Genomic DNA, 17,239 nt, shown 5'->3' with positions numbered 1-17,239 from the left:
TAATTACCAAAGAATATGTGTTTTTCAATTTGTTGTAATTAAAAGGTTTATAAAATGATTAAAAAAGTAGGGATAGTAAACGCAACCCCCTTTTATCAAGATGCGAACGGAGATTGTTATTTACAACCCCCTGAATATAAGTCATTAGAAATGTATTTTTTCTTGGGCGATATCACACTGTTTAAGCCTAGAGTTTATTTAGATGAAATGCCAGCTGGTTGGGTGAAGGTACCGAGCGAAATAAAATGCGAAGAAACGTGTAATGCTGCTGAATTTTCACTCAAAAGAAAAGCTGCTGTACAGAAAAAGATAAAAGCGACTGTTAACGAAATAGATTTATACTATTTTAGAATGCCAAGCTATGAGTCTTCTTGGGCTTGGGAAACTATTAAGAACTTTAATAAACTGATGTTTACAGAAGTCCACGGAGATTGGCCACAATCTATTCGAAATGAAGATAAAAATAGCCTTGTCCGAAGATTAACTCGAGGTGTTCGAGCTAATTCAGCTAAAAAAGTCGTAACTAATATGCTTAGTAATAGCTTGTTTGTTATTACTATTGGCACAAAGATGCAAAAGTATATTTTGGACAAAAGTAAGCCTACGTTAGCTACGACAAATCACCTGCTAAATGAAAGTGATTATGTATCTCCAGATAAAATAACTAAATCGAGTAAGCCTTTTGATATTCTTTTTGTTGGTGATATTCAATTACGTAAAGGTATGCTTTATTTGTTTGAGGCTTTTAAACTTCTTGTTGAGCAAGGTGAAGATGTAAGGCTTAATATTGTTGGGTCTGGACAGTCTGAAGCTACATTAAAGGACTTTGTACAACAAAACAAGTTAGAAGATAAAGTCATATTTCATGGACGTATTCCTCATGGTCCATTTTTATTCGAGCACTTTAAGCAAGCTAATGTATTTGTATTACCTTCAGTTGCTGCAGAAACCTTGCCCCGTGTAACTCATGAGGCTATGGCGTTATCTTGTCCTGTTATTGCAACTGATATTGGCGATGTTGCATCTCAAGTTGAAAATGATTGCGGGATTTTGGTCCAACCTAGGGATGTAGATAGTATTACGGTCGCTATTAAGAGATTAATGAATGATTCTGAACTTTATAGTAAATTGCAAACGAATGCTTACAATAGAAGCTTAGGTTTAACTTATGAGAAGCAAAAATCCGAAATAGAGTCTTATGTCCAGAGTGTTTTAAATGGGTAGTACACCTCAAAGAGTCTTACACGTGGTTTATGCAATGAATACAGGAGGTATTGAATCTTGGCTCATGTCACTCTATCGGAATATAGATAGAGATAGACTCCAATTTGATTTCTTAGTCAATGTTAAAACTGACTCTTTCTTTGATGCTGAAATTACAAAGCTTGGTGGTAGTATTATTTACGGTGGAAAATTAAATAACCCTGTTGATATATACTTTAGAACGAAAACATTATTAAAAATACACTCATATTCAGCAATTCATTGCCATAATGTTGAAAATGCCTTTCCTGCTTTATATGCAGCCAAAAATATTGGCTTAACTGTTAGGTTGTATCATTGTCATAATAACGTTAATCGTAAATGGGGGTTGTTCTCCAAGTTGAAAAGGCAATTTTTAAAAATAAGTAATAATTTAGCTATTAAATGCTCATCTAAATTATTGTCCGTGTCTAAAGAATGTGGTGATATATTATTTGGCTCAAATGAATATCAACAAATTTCATTAGGTATAGAACTACAGAAGTATTTGCCTGAGAAAAAAAACAAACTGAATAAAAATCAATTTGGCTTGTCAGATGACGATATTATTATAGGCCATGTTGGTAGATTCGACTTGCAGAAAAACCACACTTTCATAGTAAAAATTGCCAATGAAATTATAAAAGAGTTACCTAATGCAAAGTTTGTTTTAGTGGGAGATGGAAAGTTAGAAAGAGAAATTAGGGAGGAAGTTGATAATTATAATTTAGATAAGCATTTTGTTTTTCTTGGCTTGAGAAGTGATGTTCCTCAGCTAATGCTGGATATTATGGATGTATTTATATTTCCATCATTATTTGAAGGATTAGGGCTTGTTGTTGTTGAAGCTCAGGCTGCAGGCTTACCTGTGATATGTTCAAATATGGTTCCAACTGAGGCGATAGTTAATAAAAATATTGTAAAAATATGTGATCTCAGCTCGTCAGAAATATCCTGGGCATCTACAACTATAGAATTCTATAAAAATTGTCAAAAAACAGGCGAATGCGACGCATTAAGTGTAATCCTTAAAAGTGACTTTAATTTGAGCCGAACATTATCTACTATGGAGTCATTGTGGCTAGAAAAAAAGTAATTTATATCATTAGCCCGAGAAGTGCATATTCTTGGAACCCAGGTAGAAAAATATCATCAATCATTGCTCTATGGTCAAAAAAATACGAATTAACTACCTTTTTTGGTGGAGATTTAATTAATCCTAATGTTAATAAATCTGTTCAGTATGGTAATGCGAATATCCATAAAAAATCTTATAATAATTATAAAATATTAGAGCCTCTAGTTCATACATATTCAGAAATTAAAGATATAATTCATAATATAAAATCATATATATTTCTTTCGAAAAAATATCATGCTGAAAATTTTAGCCTTGTCTGGGAAAGATCTTCACGCTTACATTTTGCAGGGTTACTGTATGCTAAAAAGTACAATTTACCATATGTATTAGAATGGAAAGATAACCTTATTAACTATAAGTATTCGCTTCTCAAACCATTAGCTTTATATTTCGAAGATTACAAGTGCAAAAAAGCAGACAAAATCGTTGTCGAATCTTATGTTTTGAAAGATATGTTGTCGAATATGGGATATGCACCAGAGAAAATTTTTGTTGCGCATAACGCAGCTGATTCTAAAGTTTTCAAGCGCAATGAAATAGAGGGAAAAACTTACCGGACAAAAGCTAATATTCCTTTATCATCTACAGTTGTTGGTTATTTAGGTAGTTATGCTTTTTATCATAATGCGCTTTTGTTAGTAAAGGCTGCCAAAATAATACGAGACAAAAATTTAAACTTACCCGTAACTTTTTTAATGGTTGGGGATGGTCTTGATTATACTAAATGTAAAACTTTTGCTGAGGAAAACTCACTTAAAGATGACTTTATATTTTTTGAACCGCCAGTGAAAAAGGAAGAGGTTCCAAATATACTCTCAGCTGTTGATATCGCGGTTTTACCAGGTTCAACCACAATAATTAGTCCTATAAAAATACTAGAATATATGGCCAATGGAGCAGCAATTGTTGTACCAGACTACAAGTGTAATAGTGAAATAGTTAATGAAGATAATGGTTTGCTTTTTAAACCTAATGACGAGTTCGATTTAGCTGAAAAAATTTTAGAGCTATTACAGAATAAAGAGCTTGCCTTGAATTTATCAACAAATGCTATTTGTAATGCAACTGTTAAGTACAGTTGGGAAAACACTTGGGGTTTAACATTAGATAATATTTTAGACACAACATATGAAAATGATAAGTAAAATGAAAATAGTAATAAATGCGTTAAGTGCGCTTCGTGGGGGCGGTCAAACATACTTGATAAATCTGTTGAATGAATTTATTTTGTTAAATTTTGATTGCGAATTGATCATTATTACCAATAAAAAGAATACCCATATTTTTGATAAGTATAAATCTAACAATATTACTATTTTAGAATCTAGTTTTGCCTCTAAAAATATAATTTTTAGAGTTTTATGGGAATGCATGTATCTACCTTTTCTATTAAAAGTTAAGAAAATTAATAGTTATTTTTCCCCTGGTGGAATAATGGTTACGCTAACTCCTAAAGCTTGTAAAAGCTATACCGCTCTTCGAAATATGTTGCCATTTGACGAAAGGGAGCGAAGTCGTTTTCCATTGTTTTCATATGTTCGATTCAAGCTGTGGTTACTGAAGCATGTTTTTTTGTTATCTTATAAAATGGCCGATAAAGTAATTTTTATTTCTCAATACTCCTTGACAGAAGTGTGTAAATATCTTCCTGAGATTGAAAAGAAAGCGCAAATTATTTATCACGGAATAAATGAAGATTTTTTAAAAACTCAAGACAGTACTGAATACTTGCAATTTAACCTGGTGCGAAAAGAGTATTATTTATATGTTTCGATTCTAGATGTATATAAAGCACAAAAAGAAGTTGTGGAGAGTTGGGTTGAGATGAACTCAAAAGGGAATGAGATACCTCTTGTTTTAGTTGGTCCCAAATATAATAATTACGGTGAAGAAGTTGTAGATTTAATTGCTTCGTCAAAAGCAGATAATATTAACTATATTGGTGCTGTAGATTATAATAATTTACCTTCTTTATATCAAAATGCTAGGGGGTTTATTTTTGCTTCATCGTGTGAATGTTGTCCTAATATTTTATTAGAAAAATTGGCTTCGGGGCGTCCGGTTATTTCTTCTGATATTATGCCTATGCCAGAGTTTGGCCAAGATTCTGTTGTGTACTTTAACCCTTATGAAGACGGGTCTTTAGAAAAAGCAGTTAATTATTTAGAAAAAGAAAATAATTTAGATAAATATTCAAAGTTATCGTCGATAAGAGCCAAGAGCTTTAGTTGGAAAAAAACAACAATCAACACTTTTAAATTCTTGTTGAATCAGAAAATAGATTAAAGAGAACTCACATGTTTACAAATAAAGTATTATTAATCACTGGCGGAACAGGTTCTTTCGGTAATGCCGTTTTAAGACGTTTTTTATCTAGTGATATTAAAGAAATTCGTATTTTCTCTCGCGATGAAAAAAAACAAGATGACATGCGTAAAGCATTCAATAATGACAAGTTAAAGTTTTATATTGGTGATGTCCGAGACCCACAAAGTATTTCCACTGCGATGCGTGGCGTAGATTATGTTTTTCATGCCGCAGCGTTAAAGCAAGTCCCTTCTTGTGAGTTTTATCCTTTAGAAGCTGTTAAAACAAATGTGCTAGGTACTGAAAATGTTTTAGAGTCTGCGATTTCTCACCGAGTAAGCCGTGTAGTATGTTTAAGCACAGACAAAGCTGTTTACCCTATAAATGCAATGGGTATTTCAAAAGCGATGATGGAAAAAGTTATTGTTGCAAAAAGCCGTAACCTAGAGGGGACTAATACAGTTATTTCTGGCACACGTTACGGTAATGTAATGGCTTCACGTGGTTCTGTTATTCCATTATTTATTAGACAAATAATTGAAGGCACACCGCTGACAATTACAGATCCGTCAATGACTCGTTTTATGATGACTTTAGACGATGCAGTAGATTTGGTTTTACATGCCTTTGAACATGGAGTAAATGGTGACATTTTTGTGCAAAAGGCACCAGCTGCGACTATTGAAGTATTAACTCAGGCAATTCTTGAAATGATAGGTAAGCCAAATCATAAGGTTAATGTAATTGGCACTCGCCATGGTGAAAAATTGTTCGAAGCTTTATGTAGCCGAGAAGAAATGTTTGTAGCACAAGATCAAGGTGACTATTATAGAGTTCCTGCAGATAACCGGGATTTAAATTATTCAAAATATTTCGAAGAGGGCGAACAAGATCTTTCTTTAGTTGAAGACTACAACTCCCATAATACTGTGCGTTTAGATGTTGAAGCAATGAAAGCACTATTACGCAAACTTGATTTTATGTGTGAAATTGAATCAGGTAATATATCTGTACCTGAGGGAGTTTAAATGAAAGTTTTAGTTATCGGCGCAACAGGCATGCTCGGTTATAGTTTATTCAGTAATTTGAGTGACTATAGAGAGTTAGATGTTTATGGCACAGTTAGAAGTATAAAAGGTAAAGAGTTTTTTTTCACCGAAAAGTTAAATAAATTAATTACAAATGTTGACGTAAGTAATATATCAGCACTAGAAACTGCAATAGCAAATGTAAAACCTAATATAGTAATTAATTGTATTGGTTTAATTAAGCAACATGGCATTTCTAAACAGCATGTTGATGCTATTTCTATTAATTCACTTTTACCTCATCAGATTGCCGCTATCTGTGACCGCTTTGATGCCAAACTTATACACTTTTCAACAGATTGTGTTTTTACAGGTAACAAAGGTGATTACTTAGAAAGTGATATGCCAGACGCTCAAGACTTATATGGGAAAAGTAAATGCTTAGGTGAGGTTGATTACGCGCCACACTTAACACTGAGAACGTCTATTATTGGTCATGAATTATCTTCAAATGTTAGTTTAATTGATTGGTTTTTATCGCAAGATGGAAACACTAAAGGATTTTCTAAGGCAATATTTTCAGGTTTACCTACTTGTGTTATCGCTAAAATTATTGCCGAAAATATTCTTCCCCATATTGATGTTACAGGCTTATATCAACTCAGTGTTGATCCTATCGATAAGTATTCATTGCTAAAATTAGTTTCTTCAATATACGACAAAAAAATTGATATTAAAGAATCAACAGAACTTGTTATTGACCGTTCATTAAATTCTCAACGCTTACGTGACAAAATAAATTTTCAAGTACCAGCCTGGGATACATTAATTTCAGAGATGAATAGTGATTATAAAAAAAGGTATCAAGGACACACATGCAAAAATTAAAAGTAGTAACCATTGTTGGTACTCGCCCAGAAATTATTCGTTTATCTCGAACTATCGCTAAACTAGATAAATATTGTGAGCACACATTAGTTCATACAGGGCAAAATTATGATTATGAATTAAATCAAATATTTTTTGATGATCTTGGCATCAGGGCTCCAGACGTATTTTTAGAGTGCGCAGGAAAAAGTGCTGCCGATACGATGGCACAGGTTATTGCAAAGTCAGATGAAATGTTTGCTAAAGTTGTTCCAGACGCATTGCTTATATTAGGCGACACCAATAGCGCACTTTCAGCTGTTTCTGCTAAGCGTAGAAAGATCCCTATTTTTCATATGGAAGCGGGTAATCGTTGTTTTGATATGCGCGTGCCGGAAGAGATAAATAGAAAAATCGTAGATCATATTTCAGATATCAATATGCCATACACAGACATTGCTAGAGAATACCTTTTAAACGAGGGATTGAAACCTGAATTTATAATTAAAACAGGTAGCCCTATGGACGAGGTACTTTCTTTTTATTCACAAAAAATTCAATCATCTGATGTTGTTAATCGATTAGACTTAAAACAAGGTGAATACTTTGTTGTAAGTGTTCATCGAGAAGAAAATGTTGATTCAGATAGTAATATCCACAAGTACGTAGAAGTACTAAATACCTTAGCTGACAAATATAAGCTACCTATTATTGTTTCAACTCACCCTAGAACTAGAAAAAAAATTGATGCTTTGAACTTGCAATTTGATCCTTTGGTTAAACTCATGAAACCGTTAGGTTTCTCAGACTACGTTAAATTACAATGTGATTCTAAATTGGTGTTAAGTGATAGCGGAACTATTACCGAAGAATCGTCGATTATGAACTTTGCAGCATTAAATATCCGTGAAGCTCATGAAAGACCTGAAGGCTTTGAAGAAGGTGCTGTAATGTTTACCGGTATGGAAATCAACCGTATTTTACAGGCGATTGAAATTCTTGAAGATCAAAAAACGGGTTCAGAGCGCTCTATAAACATTGTACAAGATTACATTGCACCAAATGTTTCGGATAAAGTGGTAAGAACGATCACCAGTTACACTGATTATGTTAATAAATTTGTTTGGAAAAAAGCTTGAAAATAGCTATATTTGTCGATGACTATTTACCCAATAGTACTAAGGTTGCCGCTAAGATGCTTAGTGAACTGGCTAATCAGTATTTAGCGAGCGGTCATGTAGTAACTGTTTTTGTACCAGACTCAAAAATACAATCATCACGCAACGAAACAATAATTAATGGGGTTAATGTTGTTTCGTTTAAAAATGGTGAAGTAAAGCATCCTAATAAAATAAAAAGGGCAATTAATGAACTTTTCTTATCAGTAAATGCTTGGCTTAAATTAAGGTCTTATTTTAAATCTAACCATCATGATTTGATTGTTTATTACTCCCCAACAATTTTTTTTGGACCAATAGTTAGTTATCTAAAAAACCTTTGGAATTGTGATTCTTATTTAATTCTAAGGGATATTTTTCCTAGCTGGGCTGTAGAACAGGGACATATAAAGAAGAACAGTTTAATACATAGTTTCTTTACTTATTTTGAAATTAAAAATTATCAAGCAGCTTCAGTTATTGGATTACAATCAAATAAAAATAAAGAATTATTTGATTTTCGTTTTCACAATCAGTTCAAAACGGAGTGTTTATATAATTGGGCTGAAAATGTAATACCTGAAATACCTAATGGTTTTTTTAGAGATCAATATAACCTGAAAGATAAAACTATTTTTTTCTATGGTGGGAACATTGGCTCTGCACAAGATATGCTTAACTTAATAAGATTAGCCACCAATATGCAAAAAAACAAAAATGCTTTTTTTGTTTTTCTAGGTGACGGTGATGAAGTCGATGTTATTAAAAATGAGGTTTTTCGTTTAAAGTTAGATAATACACTCGTATTACCTTCTGTAACTCAAAGAGAGTATTTGAACATTTTATCAGAATGTGATGTGGGGATGTTCAGCCTGAGTAAAAAACACAGCAACCATAATTTTCCAGGAAAAATACTTTCATACATACAACAAAGAAAACCTATTTTAGGAAGTGTGAATAAAGGCAATGATATCATTAACTTATTTGAGGTGTACAATGCAGGATATATTTTAGAAAATGGTAATGACGAACAACTTTTTGAAGCCGCGGAACTATTATTAGAATCAATTAATAGAGAAATATTAGTTAACAATGCTATTAAAATTATAGAAAATGAATTTTCAGTAAAATCAGCTGCGACAAAAATAAAAACAACTTAAATATATTGGTACTTATGGAAGAGAATTATAATAAATGAATAATATTAATTTCGTTAAAGGTTTTTTTATATTATTGATTGTTTTGGGGCATGATTATCAAATAACAAGTCAAGTCGAAGGGTTGTTTCAATTTCTCTATCGATTTCATGTGCATGCCTTTCTACTTCTCCCATTTATATTCCCTATTAAATCTACTTCCTTTAGCTTTATTGTAGATAGAGCTTTCAGATACTTAGTACCTTATCTATTTTTTTTAGTATTGAGTAGTGTTTTTTTTCTCATTTTGAAAGGTGGAGTTTTATTTGATTTTATAAATAATTTAGTACTTGCTATCTTTATGTCAACTCCCTATTTTATTAAAGAATCAAGTGGATTTCAGTTGTATTGGTTTTTACCAGCCCTATTTAGTCTGACCGCATTAAGGTTTTTGGCTGTAAAGCATAACGTATTTGTGTTGTTTGTTTGTGTCATTGTATTATTAACTCCTACATCATTTTTAGGAGATTATTATCGTTACATACCATTTTGTTTAATTATTTCAATGTATATTTATCCTATGGGGATTTTGTCATCCTTTTTATATAATCATAGACGAAATAATATTGTCGCCATGCTTTCAGTAATAGGTTTTTTGATCAGTTCTTATTATTTGCATATTGAGAATGTATCAATTAATATTTCTGTTTATAGGTTTGGAACCGTCTTAAATCCATTAGACTTTATAGCGGTTTTGTTATGTCCTATTACTGGCTTTATTTCTATTTTTTATTTATCAGAATGGATTTTTAAATTTTCTTCTATTATTCATAAGCTTGTTTGCAATATAGGCAGTTATTCTCTGATAATATATTTAGTACATCCTCTGTTTTTACAGTTTTTTTATAAGTTGCTTGAATACATCTTTAAATATGATCCAATTTTTGATGCAAATTTGACAACACGAATAGTAGGTTTTCTTTTAGCTATTTTAGTTCCAATTATTTTAATGAAATTTTTAATTGTAAAATTTAATATTAAAAATTATATTTTTCCAAAAGGCCGATTTGTTAAGACATAATGTAATTTTTTTATTTTACTGACTTAAAAATAAAAAAGAATGCCCTCTGTCGTAGATAAGCCTATTATCAAATATATAGTTAAATAGTTGTTTAACCTATAGAAAAAATTTATATGGGTTACACATCACATTCAAAATGCCATTTAAATTATTTTGATAACCCCTTTCTGCTATAAACACCTTTAGAAGTTAGGTTACAACCTATTGTTTGATTAAATTAAAGTTATTTTTCTTAGGGTGTTCTAATATTATTGGTCCCTCAATACGAGCAAGGGCTTCGAGTATACTACTTTTTATTCATCATCCTATTTTTGATAACAAACCTTTTTATTGTTTTTATGATGTTGTATATAGACTAATAAGACTTGTATTATTCAAAAGTTTATACCGATTTCGATGCGCTTAAAATATTGCATATGTGTTCGTATCAAACTTGTATTTCAATTTAGTAATAGTGCTGTATTATATTTTTTGTTCGTAGATATTTAGATTCAACACCGCAAAACCTGATATTAATAATGAGAGTAATCGTTTTTTATTTTTGATGAGGATTACTTTCTTATTTAATAGTAGTGACAACAAATTAAAGACTCTTTACAATAAGTTATTAGTAATACTTTAAGGACGAAAATGACAAATAAAATAACAAAAGCGGTAATTCCAGTAGCGGGTCTTGGTACACGTATGTTACCAGCAACTAAAGCTATTCCCAAAGAAATGCTGCCAATTGTTGACAAGCCGATGATCCAATACATCGTTAATGAATGTGTTGCTGCGGGTATTAAAGAAATTGTTTTGGTTACACATTCTTCAAAAAACGCCATTGAAAATCATTTTGATAAATCCTTCGAATTAGAAACTACTTTAGAGAATCGTGTAAAGCGTCAGTTGCTTGAAGAGATTCAAGCGATTTGCCCGAAAGACGTTACCATACTGCATGTTCGTCAAGGTGAAGCGAAGGGCTTAGGTCATGCTGTATTGAAGGCTCGTCCTATTATTGGCAATGAACCTTTTGTTGTTGTACTGCCTGATGTACTTTTAGATGAAGTGAGTGCTGATTTAAAAACTGAAAATCTAGCGGCAATGCTTACACGTTATAATGAAGTCGGCGGTTATAGTCAAATTATGGTTGAACCTGTTCCTATGGACAAAGTCAGTAGTTACGGTGTTGTCGACTGCGGCGGACACGATTTAGCGCCAGGCGAGTCAAAAACGATGACCGCCATTGTTGAGAAACCAGCCATTGAAGACGCGCCATCAAACTTAGCGGTAGTAGGCCGTTATGTATTGTCTGAGAAAATTTGGGATTTATTAACACTTACGCCTCCTGGTGCGGGTGATGAAATTCAGCTAACTGATGCTATTGCCATGCTAATGGAAAAAGAAACGGTTGAAGCTTTTCATATGACAGGTAAATCACATGACTGTGGTTCTAAACTCGGTTACATGAAGGCGAATGTTGAATACGGTTTACGTCATCCAGAATTGGCTGATGATTTCAGAGCTTATTTAACTGAATTGATGAAATAACAACTATTTTTTGTACTTTTTTAGTTTTGTCGTCATGCTGAATTTATTTCAGTATCTGGTTTTTGTTGTTGTAAGTACGGATCCTGTAACAAGTTCAGGATGACGGAGTAGAGTTCAGAATGACTGTTATCCAACAGGATGATGGTGTTGGTATCAGAGAGTCTGTGATCGTTTAGTACTTTTGTCGTCATGCTGAATTTATTTCAGTATCTGGTTTTTGTTGTTGTAAGTACGGATCCTGAAACAAGTTCAGGATGACGGCTTTGGTATCAGGATGAATGTTATCTCGCATGACGGTGTTTGTGTCAGGATGATGGTTATTGCAGCGGATAACGACCTTTCACCTATTTTAAATTTACTATAAGAAAAGTCTACATATGGATATATCTTCTTTATCAGCGCTTTCAAAAGCGGCTAAGTCTCGGGCAATTATTTCATTATTCTCTACTGATGAAAACCGTGCTGAGCATTACTCAACCGGTAATGCGGGTCTGTACCTCGACTTTTCTAAACAAAATATTAACTCAACAGAACTTAATCAGCTTTTTGAATTAGCAGAAAAATCTAGTTTAGCTGAAAAAATCAACGCGCAGTTCTCAGGTGATATAATTAATAACACTGAGCAGCGCGCCGTGCTTCATACCGTTCTTCGTGCCCCTGACGAAAAAAAACAAGCTATATTAGGTGCTCAAGCTGACGAAGTTATTGCAACTGAGCAGCACATGGCCGACATCGTTAATGATATTAGCTCGGGATCGTTACTTTCAGCTTCTGGTGAAAAGTTCACTGACATTATCGCTATTGGTATTGGTGGCTCTTATTACGGTATTAAAGTAGCGCTTTCTGCATTAAATACTTTTCATACCACTGGCTTGAATGCCCATGTTATTGCCAATGTTGACGGTGCTGCCGTTGAAGAGAAACTCGCTAAGCTGAATGTTGCTACCACTTTGGTTGTTGTTATTTCTAAAACCTTTACCACCCAAGAAACATTATTAAATGCGCTTGCGGTTAAAAATTGGATGCTTAAGCATTCTTCTGATGCTGACATTATTGAAAAGCAGTGGTTTGCGGTTAGTACTAATATTGCTAAAGCGACTGAGTTTGGTGTTTTAGAAAAAAACATTCTACCAATGTGGGATTGGGTAGGAGGACGATTTTCGCTCTGGTCTGCTGTTGGATTACCGCTTGCTCTAGTGATTGGCAATGAAAATTTTAATAAGCTTAAGCAGGGCGCTTATCACATGGACCAGCATTTTCAAAATGCTCCCTTTGAGCAGAATATGCCTGTGTTAATGGCACTGCTTGGTATTTGGAATCGTAATGGTTTGCAGTATTCAAGCCTTGCTATTTTACCGTACGACCATTCTTTGCGAGCTTTACCCGGTTATTTACAACAAACTGATATGGAAAGTAATGGTAAGTCAGTGTCTAATACCGGTGAGAAGTTAGCATGGCAAACCGCCCCCACTGTTTTTGGTCAAGAGGGTACGAATGGTCAGCATGCTTTTATGCAATTAATGCATCAAAGCGATGATATTATTCCTACCGACTTTATTGTCTGTTTAAAAGGCGCGAGCAATTTACCTGAGCATCATCAAGTCTTAGTGGCTAATTGTTTTGCGCAAAGTGAAGCGTTAATGCGCGGTAAAACCTTAGCCGAGGTTGAAACAGAGCTTCAAGCAGCAGGCTTAACACCTAGCGAAATATCTACACTTGCGCCACATAAAACCATGAAAGGTAATACCCCCAGTAACACGTTATTACTTGAAGAAATGACCCCCGAAAACTTAGGGGCATTGCTTGCACTTTATGAGCATAAAATTTTTGTCCAAGGTGTTATTTGGCAGGTAAATTCTTTTGACCAATGGGGTGTTGAACTAGGTAAACAATTAGGCAACAGTATTTTGTCAGCAATCAAAGGTGGCGAAATGTCAATGCTGTCAGCTTCAAGCCAAAACTTAATTAAACGTTTTAATACCGCAAGCAATTAAGTCGCCTTAAAATAAGGTCAATAACGAGTCAGAAAACTGGCTAGTTATTGACTTTTTAACTGCAAATCATTAGTATTCTCGCGCTTTTACCTAGATATTCCCTCGAATAAGTCAATTAACGCTTCTCGTTGAATTTTCCTATTATTAGGACATCGTTAGGTTACACCCCACTATTTACAAAATGAGAGTGCAATGTTCGAATTACATGCCAGTAAAGTTTCCAACCTGAAGAATGATGTTCTTTCAGGGTTAACCGTCGCCTTAGCGCTAGTGCCTGAAGCCGTTGCTTTTGCTTTTGTTGCCGGTGTCGACCCATTAGTCGGTTTATATGCGGCTTTTATGGTGGGTTTAATTACCTCTATTTTTGGTGGTCGTCCGGGCATGATTTCTGGTGCAACTGGCGCAATGGCCGTTGTGATGGTCAGTTTAGTTGCTCTTCATGGCGTTGAATACTTATTTGCGACCGTAGTGTTGACCGGCTTGTTACAAATACTCGCGGGTATATTTAGGTTGGGTAAATTTATTCGTTTAGTGCCTCACCCCGTTATGCTCGGCTTTGTTAACGGTTTAGCTATCGTTATATTTCTTGCTCAGCTAGGGCAATTTAAATTCACTAATGAAGCGGGTGAATTAGAATGGTTGCAAGGCACACCTCTTTATACAATGGCAGGGTTAATTATTTTAACCATGGCAATTATTCACTTTTTTCCTAAGTTAACAAAAGCGGTACCATCAACATTAGTGGCTATTGTTGTCGTTACCTTGTTGGTGTTAGGTGTTGGTCTTGATACAAAATTAGTGGGCGATGTTGCTTCTATTGCGGGTGGTTTACCCACATTTAGTATTCCAAGTGTTCCTTTTGATTTAGAAATGTTAAAAATAATTTTTCCTTTTGCTATCGTGCTAGCGGCGATTGGTTTAATTGAATCATTATTAACCTTAACCCTTATTGACGAATTAACGGGTACTCGTGGCCGTGGCAATAAAGAATGTATTGCACAAGGTGCAGCGAATACCGCTTGTGGTTTTTTTGGCGCTATGGGTGGTTGTGCAATGATTGGTCAATCAATGATCAACGTGAACTCGGGTGGACGAGGTAGAGCATCAGGTATTACTGCGGCATTAGCATTACTTGGCTTTATTTTGTTTGCCTCAGGTCTCATCGAACAAATTCCGCTGGCGGCATTGGTCGGTGTTATGTTTATTGTGGTTATTGGCACTTTTGAATGGTCTAGCTTTCGAATTTTAGGCAAAGTACCTAAAGCGGATGCTTTTGTTATTATTCTTGTCTCGGGTGTTACTGTTTATTCTGACCTTGCTATCGCTGTTGTTGTGGGTGTTATTGTCTCAGCGTTAGTGTTTGCTTGGGAACATGCAAAACACGTTACTGTGCATCGTTCAACTAACGAGCATGGCTCAACTGTTTATGACGTAAATGGTCCATTATTTTTTGGTTCTATTTCAAACTTTTTAGAGCAGTTTGATATGGATGAAGCAAGTAGCGACATTATCGTTGAATTTAAAAATTCACGCGTTGTTGACCATTCTGCTATTGAAGCGATTGATACTTTAGCTGAACGTTATTTGTCGCGTGGTAAAACCATGCATTTAAGACACTTAAGTCGTGAATGTACCAAGTTGCTCACTAAAGCGGGCAGTTTAGTTGAAATCAATGTGATTGAAGACCCTGACTATCATATTGCTACTGATAAATTAGACTAATATGATACAAGCCTATACATTATGTATAGGCTTTTTAAGTTTGGCCGAAGGTTTTTATGCAATTAGAGTTTTTTGATGTTCCCAGCCCTTGTGTGGGTGTGTGTCAGTCTGATGAAAAAGGCAATTGTCTTGGCTGCTATCGTACGCGTGAAGAACGCCAAAGTTGGATAAGCTTAACGTCTGATAATAAGCAAAAAGTTGTTAAGCGCTGCTTGCAACGTAAAAAACGTAAAAATACCAAACCGAAAGTCAAAGTGATGGAAACTAGCGTTGAAGTGTTACAGCCTTCATTACTTGACCCTCAATCAAAAGCCAAACAAGATACGTCAACTGACCTTGATTTCGGTGACTTTGAACTTTAAGACTATCATTCTCAACAGACTCTTTAGTCTTGAAAATACTCTATAATCCAGAAAGAATATGTTACCTTTCACGAATAATTCAGCCCCGCGAATAATACCTACTTAGCTTACTTACTTTCCATTCACCGTAAATGTATAACCATTGAACGTAATTGGCTAAGGTTCACTTGCTGTATTGTTCAAATCATTTTATTGTTATTCATTAAACCCCAAAATAATAATCCGCACAGGAAGCATTAAATGCATATCAAGCAAAGCATCGCGCCTACGTTGTTGGCGCTTAGCGTATCACTCGCGTTATCTGGCTGTTTAGAGTCTGAGCAGCAAGACCCAAAAGTATCTATTAATAAAAACCCTTATCCGAGTACTTATCAACCTCTACCTAAGCAAACGACATTAATCAAAAATACTACGGTATTAATTGGTAATGGTGAGCGTTTTGATAATGCTGATGTGTTAATGACGGATGGAAAAATATCTCAAGTTGGCAAAAATTTGTCCGCTGCGGGTGCTGTCGAGATTGATGGAACAGATAAATGGGTTACGCCTGGTGTTATTGATGTGCATTCGCACTTAGGGGTTTATCCAAGCCCATCGGCTGAGTCACACTCAGACGGTAATGAAATGAGCTCGCCCAATACTTCTGAAGTTTGGTCTGAACATAGTATTTGGCCACAAGATCCAGGTTTTAATGCTGCCCGTGCTGGCGGTGTTACTACACTACAAATTTTACCTGGCTCTGCTAATTTATTTGGTGGCCGTGGTGTAACGCTTCGTAATGTATCAAGCCACACGATGCAAGGCATGAAATTTCCACAGGCGCCTTATGGTTTAAAAATGGCTTGTGGTGAAAACCCTAAGCGTGTTTACGGTAGCCGTAAAATATTACCCTCAACTCGTATGGGTAACATGGCAGGTTACCGCATGGCTTGGGCAGAAGCGACTGAGTATAAACATGCCTGGGAAAAATACGACCGCGACTACGAAGCGGGGAAAAACCCATTAGCGCCAGCACGTGACCTAGAGCTTGATACTCTGCGCGGTGTGCTCGACGGTGAAATTTTAATTCATAATCATTGTTACAAAGCTGAAGAAATGGCGATGATGATTGATCTAGGTAAAGAGTTTAGCTACAAGTCAGGAACTTTTCATCATGCGATTGAAGGTTACAAAATTGCTGACTTATTAGCTGAAAATGGAAACTGTGCAGCCATGTGGCCTGATTGGTGGGGTTTTAAAATGGAAGCTTACGATATGATCCACGAAAACGTTGCGGTTGTTAACGCGGTTAAAAACTCTTGTGCGATTGTTCACTCAGACTCAAACAGTACTATTCAGCGTTTAAACCAAGAAGCAGGTAAAGTAATGTACCGTGCTAACGAAAATGGTTTTGCCTTAAAACCAGCAGAAGCTATTCGTTGGATCACTTTAAATGCGGCTAAATCTTTAGGTATTGACGATAAAACGGGTAGTTTAGAAGTTGGGAAAAATGCGGATGTGGTGCTTTGGAATCAAAGCCCTTTTAGTGTTTATGCACAAGCTGAACAAGTATTTGTTGATGGTGCAAAAGTGTATGACCGCTTTGATGATAAATACCAAGCAACAAGTGACTTTATGTTAGGGCAAGCTGAAGTTCCGGCTTTACCTAAAAAGGGAGGGCAGTAATCATGAA

At 35.0% G+C, this 17,239-nt stretch carries 14 protein-coding genes; all 14 read left to right on the top strand.

The annotated features are described in order from the left end of the window. The first annotated feature begins 54 nt into the window (after positions 1–54). The 14 genes from H4J39_RS13605 (at position 55) to H4J39_RS13540 (ending at position 17,232) form a co-directional block, all read left to right on the top strand. The gene (locus H4J39_RS13605) at positions 55–1,224 is read left to right on the top strand and encodes a glycosyltransferase family 4 protein (RefSeq protein ID WP_182228949.1); all 1,170 of its coding nucleotides are present in this window, start codon (positions 55–57) and stop codon (positions 1,222–1,224) included. Continuing rightward, positions 1,217–2,338: a glycosyltransferase gene (locus H4J39_RS13600; protein ID WP_182228948.1), complete on the top strand. Its 1,122-nt coding sequence runs from the start codon at positions 1,217–1,219 to the stop codon at positions 2,336–2,338. Before H4J39_RS13605 ends, H4J39_RS13600 begins: the two co-directional genes overlap by 8 nt. After that, a complete protein-coding gene (locus H4J39_RS13595; RefSeq protein ID WP_182228947.1) occupies positions 2,320–3,528 on the top strand; it encodes a glycosyltransferase family 4 protein in 1,209 nt (402 codons plus the stop codon). The genes H4J39_RS13600 and H4J39_RS13595 overlap by 19 nt, the downstream gene beginning before the upstream one ends. Position 3,529: 1 nt before the next feature. Beyond that, on the top strand, positions 3,530–4,669 hold the full coding sequence (locus tag H4J39_RS13590; RefSeq protein ID WP_182228946.1) for a glycosyltransferase family 1 protein: 1,140 nt from the start codon (positions 3,530–3,532) through the stop codon (positions 4,667–4,669). An 11-nt stretch (positions 4,670–4,680) separates the two neighbouring features. Continuing rightward, complete coding sequence (locus H4J39_RS13585) at positions 4,681–5,718, top strand: nucleoside-diphosphate sugar epimerase/dehydratase (RefSeq protein WP_182228945.1); 1,038 nt, start codon at positions 4,681–4,683, stop codon at positions 5,716–5,718. Beyond that, the gene (locus H4J39_RS13580; protein ID WP_182228944.1) at positions 5,719–6,606 is read left to right on the top strand and encodes an SDR family oxidoreductase; all 888 of its coding nucleotides are present in this window, start codon (positions 5,719–5,721) and stop codon (positions 6,604–6,606) included. Then, positions 6,594–7,724 (top strand): non-hydrolyzing UDP-N-acetylglucosamine 2-epimerase, encoded by a 1,131-nt coding sequence (gene wecB / locus H4J39_RS13575; protein WP_182228943.1) that lies wholly within the window; start codon positions 6,594–6,596, stop codon positions 7,722–7,724. Before H4J39_RS13580 ends, wecB begins: the two co-directional genes overlap by 13 nt. Further along, entirely contained in the window at positions 7,721–8,902 is a 1,182-nt protein-coding gene (locus tag H4J39_RS13570; protein ID WP_182228942.1) for a glycosyltransferase family 4 protein, read from the top strand. Before wecB ends, H4J39_RS13570 begins: the two co-directional genes overlap by 4 nt. A gap of 34 nt (positions 8,903–8,936) precedes the next feature. After that, on the top strand, positions 8,937–9,959 hold the full coding sequence (locus H4J39_RS13565; protein WP_182228941.1) for an acyltransferase family protein: 1,023 nt from the start codon (positions 8,937–8,939) through the stop codon (positions 9,957–9,959). A gap of 630 nt (positions 9,960–10,589) precedes the next feature. Then, positions 10,590–11,489, top strand: a complete 900-nt coding sequence (galU, locus tag H4J39_RS13560; RefSeq protein WP_182228940.1) for a UTP--glucose-1-phosphate uridylyltransferase GalU — start codon at positions 10,590–10,592, stop codon at positions 11,487–11,489. A gap of 377 nt (positions 11,490–11,866) precedes the next feature. Beyond that, positions 11,867–13,483: a glucose-6-phosphate isomerase gene (gene pgi, locus H4J39_RS13555; protein ID WP_182228939.1), complete on the top strand. Its 1,617-nt coding sequence runs from the start codon at positions 11,867–11,869 to the stop codon at positions 13,481–13,483. A gap of 192 nt (positions 13,484–13,675) precedes the next feature. Further along, positions 13,676–15,205 (top strand): SulP family inorganic anion transporter, encoded by a 1,530-nt coding sequence (locus tag H4J39_RS13550; RefSeq protein WP_182228938.1) that lies wholly within the window; start codon positions 13,676–13,678, stop codon positions 15,203–15,205. A 56-nt stretch (positions 15,206–15,261) separates the two neighbouring features. Beyond that, complete coding sequence (locus H4J39_RS13545) at positions 15,262–15,567, top strand: DUF1289 domain-containing protein (protein WP_182228937.1); 306 nt, start codon at positions 15,262–15,264, stop codon at positions 15,565–15,567. Positions 15,568–15,807: 240 nt separating this feature from the next. Continuing rightward, positions 15,808–17,232: an amidohydrolase gene (locus H4J39_RS13540; protein ID WP_182228936.1), complete on the top strand. Its 1,425-nt coding sequence runs from the start codon at positions 15,808–15,810 to the stop codon at positions 17,230–17,232. The last annotated feature ends 7 nt before the right edge of the window (positions 17,233–17,239 follow it).

Origin of the sequence: Colwellia sp. Bg11-12, from assembly GCF_014076955.1 — a bacterium.
In the GTDB taxonomy this organism is placed as follows: domain Bacteria; phylum Pseudomonadota; class Gammaproteobacteria; order Enterobacterales; family Alteromonadaceae; genus Colwellia_A.
Note: the sequence above shows the minus strand (reverse complement) of the source record. Positions and strands in the feature narration are given on the sequence as shown.